Source organism: Ferruginibacter sp. (genome assembly GCF_049840995.1).
Lineage (GTDB): Bacteria > Bacteroidota > Bacteroidia > Chitinophagales > Chitinophagaceae > Ferruginibacter.
On the sequence record NZ_JASGIP010000001.1, the window covers coordinates 56,926 to 68,994 of the forward strand.

Annotated in this window: 7 protein-coding genes; 1 reads left to right on the forward strand and 6 read right to left on the reverse strand. The window is 44.2% G+C overall.

What is annotated here, in order from left to right; all coding sequences use genetic code 11:
• Positions 1–44: 44 nt before the first annotated feature.
• Complete coding sequence (locus QM738_RS00250) at positions 45–890, reverse strand: type 1 glutamine amidotransferase (protein ID WP_462274661.1); 846 nt, start codon at positions 888–890, stop codon at positions 45–47.
• Positions 891–1,112: 222 nt separating this feature from the next.
• Here QM738_RS00250 and QM738_RS00255 point away from each other — a divergent pair, with 222 nt between their 5' ends.
• Entirely contained in the window at positions 1,113–1,712 is a 600-nt protein-coding gene (locus QM738_RS00255) for a hypothetical protein (protein ID WP_462274662.1), read from the forward strand.
• 40 nt (positions 1,713–1,752) lie between these two features.
• Here the strand turns inward: QM738_RS00255 and QM738_RS00260 are convergent, their stop codons facing one another.
• The 5 genes from QM738_RS00260 to QM738_RS00280 all read right to left on the reverse strand — a co-directional run bounded on the left by QM738_RS00260 (position 1,753) and on the right by QM738_RS00280 (position 12,068).
• Positions 1,753–3,771: a T9SS type B sorting domain-containing protein gene (locus tag QM738_RS00260; protein WP_462274663.1), complete on the reverse strand. Its 2,019-nt coding sequence runs from the start codon at positions 3,769–3,771 to the stop codon at positions 1,753–1,755.
• Between the two features lie 556 nt (positions 3,772–4,327).
• The gene (gene nagB / locus QM738_RS00265; protein WP_462274664.1) at positions 4,328–6,262 is read right to left on the reverse strand and encodes a glucosamine-6-phosphate deaminase; all 1,935 of its coding nucleotides are present in this window, start codon (positions 6,260–6,262) and stop codon (positions 4,328–4,330) included.
• Between the two features lie 40 nt (positions 6,263–6,302).
• Positions 6,303–7,742: an alpha-L-fucosidase gene (locus QM738_RS00270; protein WP_462274665.1), complete on the reverse strand. Its 1,440-nt coding sequence runs from the start codon at positions 7,740–7,742 to the stop codon at positions 6,303–6,305.
• Between the two features lie 107 nt (positions 7,743–7,849).
• The gene (locus QM738_RS00275) at positions 7,850–10,180 is read right to left on the reverse strand and encodes a beta-N-acetylhexosaminidase (protein ID WP_462274666.1); all 2,331 of its coding nucleotides are present in this window, start codon (positions 10,178–10,180) and stop codon (positions 7,850–7,852) included.
• A 34-nt stretch (positions 10,181–10,214) separates the two neighbouring features.
• Complete coding sequence (locus QM738_RS00280) at positions 10,215–12,068, reverse strand: CocE/NonD family hydrolase (RefSeq protein WP_462274667.1); 1,854 nt, start codon at positions 12,066–12,068, stop codon at positions 10,215–10,217.
• Between the last annotated feature and the right edge of the window lies 1 nt (position 12,069).

Consider the following 12,069-nt stretch of genomic DNA (forward strand, 5'->3'; position numbering starts at 1 on the left):
TTTGAAGGCGTACAATACAGGGATGGATTTTCGGGTATGGCCGCTTAAATTTCCACCGGCTGCATACTTTCGATGGCCAGCGATAAAAAGTTGGGCAGTATATGTGCGTAGGTCCACATGATCTTGTCGGGGTCATTCAACTGGTCGATCATGGAAGCCCATTTTTCCTGGCCATAATTTTCCACCACAGTCTTTTTCTTATCGGCTGTCTGCAGGTGCATGCTCATACCCACGGCATCGGCTTCGGGGTGAAACTGTGTACCGATCATGTGTTCGTTAAAACGAACGGCCATGATGGCCCTTTCCAGTGGCACATGCGGCCTTTCTTTTTCAATGGCCAGTATGCTGGCGCCAAACTGGTGCAGTTTATTATGATTGGGTTCCACCACCTGGAAATCCCTGCTGTCTACCGAATAAAAAGGATTCTTCAAACCTGCAAAAACCGGTTCTTCGGTACCGGCAGGTAATAAATGCACCGGGAAAACGCCGAAGGCAGTACTTTTTCTTTTGCAAACCGTGGCGATCTTTAAATAACGGCAAACGAGCTGGTAGGAGTGACAGATAAAAAAGATCTTCTTCTTTTGTACATGCGCATGATTGTCGTTCCAGGCCATTACATCATTCAGCCAGCCAAAATATACCCTTTCCCATTCGCTGCCTTCGCTTTCCAGCGGGCTGCCGGGGCCTCCGCTGCTGATGTAGATATCATATTCCAAAGAGGGGATCTGCTTTTTTACCCTTACCTCAAATTCGTCCCATTCCAGGTCGATATTATTGGCATCACTGAACTGGTTGAGTATTTCGCGGATGCAGCGCATGCCCTGGTTGGGCTTCTCTTCGTTCATATCTAAAATGGCAACACGTACTGCTTTTTTTTCGGTCCAGTTCATAGTGCAAATTTAATCATTTTTTAAAGAATGCTGCTGTAGTATAACCCCTAAAATAGCGTAAACAAGTGCGGCAAACACCGGTTTTGGCAGCATGATTCCAAGTAATCCACAGGTGTGGAAAGATAAAGTGCTGTTAAAGCGGGCCGGTTTTAAATAAACGGATACTATGCCGCCGTTTTTTTTCGTTCATCAGCTTTATTTTAAACATTAAACTGAATATCTATGAGAACAAAAGCAATGGCTTTTTTATTGATGACATTACTTTTTAAATTAACCCCTGCCCATGCACAATTATTATTCCGGCCCAATGCTGCCATACAGCAACCGTTGCGCCAGGTGGTGAATGATTTTTCCAATCACCTGCAGAATATCACCGGCGCATTGATACAGGACAATGTGGAAAGTTCGGATTACAGCAGTAAAGTGAATTTGCCCGGTACGGAAAGCTGTACCATCACGGCTTATAAATCTAAAAAAGACAAGAACCGCAGCTGGCAGGCCGTATTCCCGGAAGCGGAAAGTTTCAGCGCAGCTAAAAAACAATACCGCGAACTTTTTTTACAGATAAAAAATATGCAGGTGCGTGTACCCGGCAATGATAAGGGCGTGAATGCAAAGGGTAATTATGATGAACCAAAAGAAGAAAAGAAATTTGCAGGCAGTATTTTCCGTTTTGCCAGCGAAGATGAATTGTATAAGGATGTGAAAATAGAAGTGTCGCTGCACTACATCATCACCGGCTGGCAGGTAAGTGTGTACGTGTACGACAAAAAAGAAGATGACGAGATACAACCGGATCCGGATGCCAATGCAGGTAACTGATATAAAAAAGGGCCGTTCATCAACGGCCCTTTTTCTTTCATTATCTTAAAAGGATCACTGTACCTTTCATCTCCACCACTTTTCCATCACGGTCAACACCTTTAATCATCCACACATAAGTGCCGGCATCTGCTTTTTTGCCCTTATAAGTACCGTCCCATCCTTTCAGCCACTGGTTGTTGAGGTACACCAGCTCGCCCATACGGTTGTATACCGCAAAGTACTGTGTAAAAGAAATACCTACCGGCACCGGCGTGAATACATCATTCAATCCGTCGCCATTGGGCGTAAAGGCATTGGGAATATAATAGGTAGGGCCTTTATATACTTTAATAAAGATATCATCCGTCTTGCTGCAACCGATATCATCGGTAACGAGCAAAGTAAAATAAGTGTCGTTGTACAAAGTAGCCTGTGGTTTTTGAATAAAAGGATTATTCAAAGGCGCGGCGGGCGACCATAAATAATATTTTCCTCCGCTGCCCGACATTTGATGCGGTATACCATATACCGCAATGGTATCGTTGCCAGCAAAGGCGGGAACCGGTGGCCGCATGGTTACCACTATTGCATCGCTTACAGAAAAATTACAACCGTAGTTATCGGTAACAGTTAGTGTATACGTTTCCGTTGTATCTGCAGTTGCAACCGCTACCGGTGCATTGGCAGGCGTAATATTGGTGGCAGGCGACCAGGCATAATTCACAGTACCGGATAAATTAGTAGCAACACCATGCAGCAGTGCGATCGTTTTGTCGCAGATGGTGGTATCCTTACCTGCAAAAGGAACGGGCTTGTGCAATACTTTTATCCAGATATCGTCGGTACGGGTGCAGGGGCCCCAGTTGGCTGTAAGAGTATAGTGCATCGTATCCGAAGGCGTGGCAACAGGATTTTTAATAGTTGCATCGTTCAGGCCCAAGGCTGGTGTCCATTTAAAGATACTGGTCTCGGTATTGGTTTGTGGCGATAAGGTTACCTGCTGGCCAACACAAATGGTGGTATCATTACCGATAGTTAAGAACATCTGGTCATCCATGGGTACCGTTGCAGCAGCATTGCTGATACAACCATTGGCATCCTTTATTTTGATATTGTTATAAACGCCCTGTCCGGTTGTAAGGATATTACTATTTTGATAAGTGGTACCATTTAAAGAATATTCATAAACTGGTGTACCGCCACTGGCAGTGATGGTAATAGTACCATCAGGATTGCCGCAGGTAGCCGCAGTGGTATTTACAACAGAAGTAAGTGCAGCAGGTTCGCCAATGCTCACCGTAGTGGTGCCATTACAGGTAGCGCCGATCAGCCTTGCAGTAATATCATAAGTGCCGGCAGGTTTGGTAAATACAGGGCTGGTTTGCCAGGTAGTGCCGCCATCAATGGAGTATTCAATATTTGATCCTACCGGTTCGGTGAGTGTGATTGTGCCATTGCCGCCATTACATTTTGCATCTACAATGTCGTTTGTAAAATGGGTGAATTTTTTATACACGATCATGGTATCCGAACCTTCTGTTTCAATAGCTGGGTTATCGCATTGTTGATAAAAGGCTTTCACAACATAACTCATACTGTCTTCTGACTGGCAAACATTGGCAAACGTGGCTTCCAGTTCACCGGTGCCGAGATCGTCTACACTGGCTGTAGAGATCAGTACATTGTTTTTATACAACTCTACCCGCTTTAATAAAGAATTGGTGCCATTGGGTACAAAGCGATAGCCTTCCTTACGTGCGGTCCATACGGTTCCGTTTTTACCGGGCAATGGAACAGCTTTATCCTGGTCCCAGTTTTGTAAACCTGCGATGGCCAGGCCGTTCTGGTATCCTGTGCACACGGGTTTATTTTCATAAAAGAAATCAATGAGGCCTGTACCTTCATATAAAACAGCCTGCATGGTACAAAGTAATCTTGGCGTTTGGTTATTACAAACTGAACCTACCCAATAATCGATCTGGTAATAAGACAATACAAATTTTCTGCACGGAGCGGTACCTTCCAATCGCCATTCTATTTTTCTTTTTGGCGGAGATGCCATCAACGTTGGGTCCATATCATAATACGCCAGGAAAATGCTGGCCCTGGGTGCATAATAGATACCTGCATTATTAGGTGTTCCAACATTTGATGGTATCTTATCACCCGGATTTATTACAAATGCCTCCTGGGTGCCTGAATTATTTTTTACATCGAAAGTTAATACCCCGTTCGATCCTGCACTTAATTGCGTGTAGTTATTACCATAATAACAAAAAGTAAAGGGCAGGTCAATGGTGGCTGAAAAAATATCATCAGAATATAACGTGGTTAATTCATTTCCTATTGGCGACGTGTATGGGTAAGGGTTATATGCTATCGGAACAACCTTGTAATCTTCAGAAGTTTTAATGCTGGGGATCTTTGCTTTAAGAATCGAGGCAGGATTTATTACACTCTATGGTGGTATCCTTTCCGGCGTTTACATTAAAGCAGGATTGTGCTGATGCTGGTTTTGCGGTTGATAAAAAGAACAATAAAAGAAATACAGGTAGATATCTCCTCATCGGTGGTTGATTAGTTTGGTAAAACTGAACGATGAAGATAAAAAAAAACAGGCAGATTTCCGCGGCCTAGTAGCGCCACCTCACAAATGCCTCCATAGCAGCATATTGTGTAAGGCCGAGGCGTGCATACAGCTTTGCGGTGTTCGCATTCCGCTCTTCGGCACGCTGCCAGAACTCCCTGTTATCGCTGCCCTGGAAGGGCACGCTATCCTTTTGCGACTGGTGTATAAAAATGCCATGCCGTTTTTTCACCACCTGGTCGGGGCTCATCGGTATGGCCATTTCAATTTCGGTGATATCCCATTCCTGCCAGGCGCCTTTGTACAACCACAACCAGCAATCCTCGATCCATCTCTCTTCAACTTTCAATTTTAAACTTTCAATCTTTAACCTCTTCAACGCTTCTATCACCACATCAAAACAAACTTTGTGTGTGCCATGCGGATCGGCAAAATCGCCGGCGCAATAGATCTGTTGTGGTTTTATTTCTTTTAATAATTTCATGGTCAATTCCACATCTGCTTCACCCATCGGATTTTTTTCAATGGTACCGGTTTCATAAAAAGGCAGGTTCTGGAAATGGATCTGTTCATCTTTTAATCCTACATATTTACAGGTGGCTTTTGCTTCGCATCTTCTTATCAATCCTTTAATGGCACGTATGGCCTCGGTATCTTTTTCGCTGCTCTTTTTTGTTTTTAAGAAAGCAATAGCATCATCCAGTATCTGTTTGCTTTTTGTTTTGTCAATATCAAACATGCTTTCAAAACCCACTGCAAAGTCGATGAACCTTGTTACAAATTCATCTGTAACTGCAATGTTGCCGCTGGTTTGATAGGCTACATGCACTTCATGTCCCTGGTCGTGCAGGCGCATAAAAGTGCCGCCCATACTGATGATATCATCGTCGGGGTGAGGGGAGAAGAGGATGACCTTTTTAGGAAAGGGTGTACTGCGTTCCGGGTGACGTGGAATCTCCGCATTTCTTTTACCGCCCGGCCAGCCGGTGATGGAATCCCGCAGCATATAATATACTTCCAGGTTGGTTTCGTAAGCATTGCCTTTTTCGGTCAACAGATCGTTCAGGCCATTATCATTATAATCCTCGTTGGTTAAACTCAACACCGGCTTGTTGATCTTTAATGCAAGATTGGTAACTGCACGGCGCACCATGGCCGGGGTCCATTCGCATTCGCCGGTAAGCCAGGGGCTTTTAAAACGGGTAAGCTCACACGCAGCTGCTTCATCCACCACAAAAGTGCAGTCATCATGGTTCTGCAGTAGTGATGCCGGTATATCTTCTGTATCATCCAGCTCCACTGCTTTTTGTATCACGGGCGCCTTGGTTTGGCCCCACGCCATCAGAATTATTTTTTTAGATTTCAATATCGTGCTGATGCCCATGGTAATGGCCATACGGGGCACTTCGCTCATATTGCCAAACTCGTAGGCATTGGCCATACGGGTGCTGTTATCTAATGTAACCAGGCGTGTCTTGCTGTAAATGCCGCTGCCGGGTTCGTTAAAACCAATATGGCCATTAATACCGATACCGAGTATCTGCATATCGAGCCCGCCAGCTGCTTCGATTTGCCTTTCATAATCCAGGCAATGTTCTTTTACTTTATCTTTTACGATCATGCCATCGGGCAGGTGATAATTTTCGGGATTGATATCCGTATGCTCAAATAAATTCTTCCGCATAAAATAATGATAGCTCTGCAAAGCATCTTTTTCCATGGGATAATACTGGTCGAGATTGAAGGTGATAACGTTTTTAAAACTCAAACCTTCTTCTTTGTGCATGCGCACCAGGTGAGCATACAAGGTTTTAGGCGAAGAACCGGTGGCAAGCCCGATCACACATTTTTTTCCTTCTTTTTCTTTTTGCCTGATAAGGGTTGCTATCTGTTCTGCCACAAACAAAGAACCATCACTGGAGTTGGCAAATATCTTTACGGGAATTTTTTCTAACGAATCTGTCAGGTCAATCTTATTCATATACATAAAGTCTGGGCTATAAAATTAAGCTTTCTTTTAGTTATTTGATGAGTTTAAATACCACTGCATGTTTCAAATGACTGAAACCATTGGTATTTTTAATATCCAGTTGCAGCATGGGTTTATCACCGGCTGCCTTATATTTTTTTAATGATAATTTTGTTTTGGTACCCAGCACCTGCGCCTTGGTGAATTTGCCATTGTACTGATCGCTGAACTGCAAAGGGCTATTGCTTTTTGTATAACTGCCGTCTTCATTCAGCAATACTAAAACATAAGCTGCTTTTTTGTCTTTGGCTATGGTAAAATAAGCCTGGTTGGGTAAAGCGCCTTCCAAAGCCCGGGTATTATAAATGGCTTCGCTGTTTGTTTTCATCCAGGCGCCTATATCTTTTAACCGGGCATAAGCAGCAGTATCCCATTCGCCATTGGGGTCGGGGCCTACATTCAATAATAAATTGCCACCACTGCCTACAATTTTTACCAATGTATGGATCAGCTCGTTGCTGGATTTATATTTATCCTTCGGTACATAACTCCAGCTGGTTGCCATCGTCATACAGGTTTCCCAGGGATAGGGCAGCAGGGAAGTGGGTACCTGTTGTTCCGGCGTTACATAATTCTCATATTCATAACCCACACTGCGGTCCACCACCAAAAGCCCGGGTTGGTAACGTCTTGCCATAGACGCAATTTTAGCCATGTCAATATCCTGGTCGTAGGTAATGGTGCGTTGCCATTCAATGGCGGTATCAATAGTATATTTAGGCCTTACCCAACCGCCATCTAGCCATAAAATATCCATGCTGCCATAGTCACTCATCAGTTCCTTTACCTGGTTGTACGTAAAATCTTTATAAGCCTGCCAGCGCTCGGGGTATTTTTTAGGATCGTAATTCACATTCCTGTCCTTGGGCGGAAAATAAGGCCACCAGTAATTATCCGTATGCCAGTCGGGCTTGCTGAAATAAGCGCCGGTGGCCATACCCTTGCTGCGGAAAGCCTCAAAAACTTCTTTGGCAACATTGCTTTTGGGGTTGGAAGAAAAAGGTGTTTTGGGAGCTGTTATTTTATAATCCGTCTGCTTGGTATCGAACATGCAAAAACCATCATGGTGCTTGGTGGTGAATACCACGTATTTCATGCCGGCATCTTTTGCTGCCAAGGCCCATTTATCCGGGTTGAAATTTTTTGGATTGAAGGTAGTTTGCAATGCTTCATAATTGCTCTTGTATTCATTATAGGTCTTGCCATGCATCGTATCCCGCTGCGTCCAGCCTTCATCTTCGGGGCAGATGCTCCAGCTTTCCACCACGCCCCACTGGCTGTAAGTGCCCCAGTGCATCAGCAAGCCAAATTTCCAATCCTGCCACTGCGATAATTTTTTTATCACCAGCGGATCAGATGGCGCAATGTAATGTTGCTGTGCAGTAAGTGTATAACTGCACAATAACAAAAAGTATAATAGTGTTTTTCTCATCAAGGTTTTCTGCATGGTCAGACGAGGGCGTCAGACCATGCAGCCAGGCCCTCTTTTTCACATGGTCTGACGCCCTCGTCTGACCATGTGAAAAAGAGGGCCCCTATTTACTCCGCTTCTATCTCATCCACAAACAACCAGGCTGCTGTACCGGCGCCGGGATTGCCTGAAGGAATGATACCAAAATTCACCAGTTTAAAATTAAACGAACTTATTTCCGTTCCTTCATCCAGCTGGATCTCGTAAATGATATTCCCTTCTTTTTCTTCCACAGGTTTTACTGCTGCAATTATTTTTTTGCCGCTGGCAGCGCTGCCAAAACTCACTTCCACATATTGAGGTGGATATATCCAGCTGCCGCTCTGGCTCAACGAATGAAAACGGATGGTCTTTATTTTTTCGGGCTTGCCAAGGTCGATCGTGCCTTCGCAATCCTTGCCTAAAAAACCTAAAAATTCATTGCCTTTGGAAAGGCCCAATTCATTCTGTACGCCATTCACTAACGTGAACGCACCATCGCCGGGATAATTTTTGGATGCTTCTGTTACAAGGCTAATTTTTTTTCCGGTGGCCTTATTGAATTTAAAATATTGTGTGATGATATTACTTTTTGTGGCACCATCTTCGGCCCAGGCATTGGCAATGGTGTTTTGGGTAACAGGTACAGGACCTGTATACGAATATCTTTTACCAACAGGCAAAACGGTCTCGTATTGGATCACCGCATTGCTGTTCTTCGACTCCAGCTTCCATGCAACACCCTGACCGTCGTTGCCCGGCACTACTATTGCCTGCAGATCATAATAAGCCTTACTGTAGTTCACTTTTTTTTTATCAAGTGACTGCAATACAAAAGGCAACCTTCTTTCAAAATCTTTCCAGTTCCTTTTTTCTTTGGGGCTCCATAATACTTCGCTCAATGCGATCATGCGGGGAAAGATCATGTATTCTACTTTGGCGGGATTGCCAATATATTCAGTCCATAAATTGCCTTGTGCTCCCAGTACATGTTTGGCCTGTGCGGCATTCAATACGGCGGGTACCGGTTCGTAATTATATACTTTATCCAATGGTAAATAACCGCCGATTGTCACACTGTCCTCATTCCTGCTCTGGCTGTGATCGAGGTAGCAATAAGCGCCGGGTGTCATGATCACATCATGGTTTTGTTTGGCCGCTTCAATACCACCTTCTTCGCCACGCCAACTCATTACAGTAGCGTTGGGTGCAAGGCCGCCTTCTAATATCTCATCCCAGCCAATGATCTGTTTGCCCTTGCTGTTGATGTATTTTTCCATGTGCTGGATAAAATAACTCTGCAGGCCATGTTCGTCTTTTAAATTATTGTCTTTGATGAGTTGTTGACAAAATGGAGATCTTTTCCAGGATTCTTTAGGGCATTCATCGCCGCCGATATGAATGTATTTGGAAGGGAACAGGGGCATCACTTCATCCAGCACATCCTGTAAAAAATTGAACGTGTAATCGGTTGGCGCAAACACATCTTCAAATACGCCCCAGGTTTGCTGCACTTGCTTGCCCTGTTTGGAACCAGACCAGGGTGTTTTGCCGGTCTTGGTACTGGAGTCGGGAAAGCAGCTTAATTGCGGGTAAGCGGCAATGGCTGCCGATGCATGGCCCGGCATTTCAATTTCGGGTATCACCGTAATATATCTTTCAGCAGCATATTGTACAATTTCCTTTACCTGCTCCTGCGTGTAATAGCCACCGTAAGTAAGGCCATCATTTCCCTTGCCGGGATAGCGGCCAATGATAGTGCCATTCCGGTATCCGCCTACCGAAGTAAGCAAGGGATATTTTTTTATTTCAATACGCCAGCCCTGGTCATCGGTTAAATGCCAGTGAAAAGTATTGTATTTATAGGCAGCGAGGTAATCAATATATTTTTTTACATACGAAACGGGGAAGAAATGGCGGGCCACATCCAGGTGCAGGCCGCGGTATGCAAAACGTGGATGATCCTGTATGGTTACATAAGGAACATTTAAAGTGGTATTCACCTTTACGATCGCTTTTGTTTTAGGCCTTTCAATTAACTGTATCAAGGTCTGCACACCATAAAAAACACCTTCTTCATTATCACCGGCAATGTAAATACCCTTTTTATCAGCCGTTAAATTATAAGCGCCCGGCAGATCATTATCCAATCGCTCATAATTCAATGTGATGGAATTGGAAGAGGAATAATTTTTTACGGTCTTTAAACTATATCCAAAATTGGCCTGCAGATAATTATTCAAGGCAGCTGCACATTTTTCAAGATTGCTACCTTCCAGCACCAGCTTTGTCTCCGGGTTGATCAAAACAATTCCTTTGCCCGGTTTTACATCGGCGGGCATGGGTACCAGGTTAATGGTGTTTTGAGCTTTCATGGTAAATACAAAAAACAAAAGAACAACAGAAGCGATCCATTTCATATAGACAGTTTAATAGAGATGAAGGTGGTATAAATTATTTTAAAACAGGTAATACAATTTTACTGGCATTCTCATCATCATGATAGATCCTGATAGTGGCCTTTTGAAAATCTTTTTCCGTGGCGTCCGGTATACGCATGAACTGCTGCGGGTTCCTGTCAACCAAAGGAAACCAGCTGCTTTGCACCTGCACCATGATCTTATGTCCCTTCTTAAAAACATGCGCTACATCATTCAGGTCAAATTTTACTTCCGATACCTGGTTAGGTGTAAATGCCTCCGGCTTTTCGTAACTGTTGCGGAATTTGCCCCGCATTACTTCGGCCCTTACCAGTCGCTGCAAGCCCGACATGCTGAAACCACGCGGCGCAGTTCTTGGAGTAGCGGCAGTATCGGGTAATACATCTATCAGTTTTACAACAAAATCTGCGTCGGTGCTGCTGATGCTTACAAACAGGTCGGCATTGATGCGGCCGGCCAGTGTTACATCTTCTGTTAATTCATCTGTTTCAAACACCAGCACATCGGGGCGCAATGCAGCAAAGCGCTGGTCTTCGGCCATGTACTCGTTGTTGCGCCTGCCAAATACACCATTGGTATAAGGCACCGGTTTGGCAGGGTCGCTGATGTATTCGTCAAAATTATTTTTATCCGCCGTTTTCTGCAGGGATAATTTGTTACCGGCATTTAAAAAATAGTCAACGGCAACGGTATTTTTTGGAGGCCATACAGCATAACTTTTCCATTGATTGCTGCCGGTTTCAAAAACCGTGGCTTCTGCAGCATTAAAACTGCCCTTATCTTTTAAATAAAAATTAAAGAACGTGGTCTCTAAACTATCCTGGAAATATTTACTGGTGTTGCTGCCGAAATCATGCGTTACAAATTTGCTCCAGTCGCCACTTTCCCAGCTACCATGCGTCCACGGACCCATTACAAGACGGTTGGTATTTACCGGGCTTTGTTTTTCGATGGCTTCATAGGTATGCAATGCACCAAAAAGATCTTCTGCATCAAACCAGCCGCCCACCACCAGTGTAGGGATGGTAATATTTTTTAAATGCGGCCTGATATTCCTTGCTTTCCAGTACGCATCATACGTATCATGCTGCAGGTATTCGTTCCAGATCACACTTTTATTGTTGTAATACTTTGCGCCATTGGTATTTTTAACTGTGCCCATTTTTAAATAGAACTGGAAGGCATCGCGGTAACCGGCTGTAAATAGCGGCTTGCTGTAATCCTTCACCGGACCCGGGCGTTCCATATCAAAAAAGTTCATGAAACTGAAATTGTCCATTAAAAAGAAAGCGCCGTTATGATTGGCATCATCTCCCACAAATTCATCTGTAACCGGTGCCTGAGGACTTACTGCTTTAATGGCAGGATGTGCACCGGGCAAACAGGCCGTGGCATAAAAGCCGGGGTAGGAGATACCGGCAAGGCCTACACGACCATTGTTATTTTTAATATTTTTCAGTAACCAGTCCACCGTATCATAAGTGTCACTGCTTTCATCCACATCCTTTTTGCTTTTTTTATTGGCGATATACGGCGTTACTTCCAGGTTCACGCCTTCGCTCATGTAGCGGCCGCGAACATCCTGGTATACAAAAATGTATTTTTCCTTCATCAGGCTTTCATTGGGGCCAATGGACCTTGCATAAGTGTCGCCATAAGGCCCGGCAGAGTAGGGCGTACGTTCCATTAAAAAAGGATAATGCTGCGACTGGTCTTTGGGGATGTAGATCACTGTGTACAGTTTAATACCATCCCGCATGGTAATGGTGGTGTCCAGCTTGGTGAAATTATCTTTTACAAAACTGCTTTGCGCAGTGGCGGCAATGGCAAATACCGAGGTACAAAAACTAATAAATATCTTTTTCATT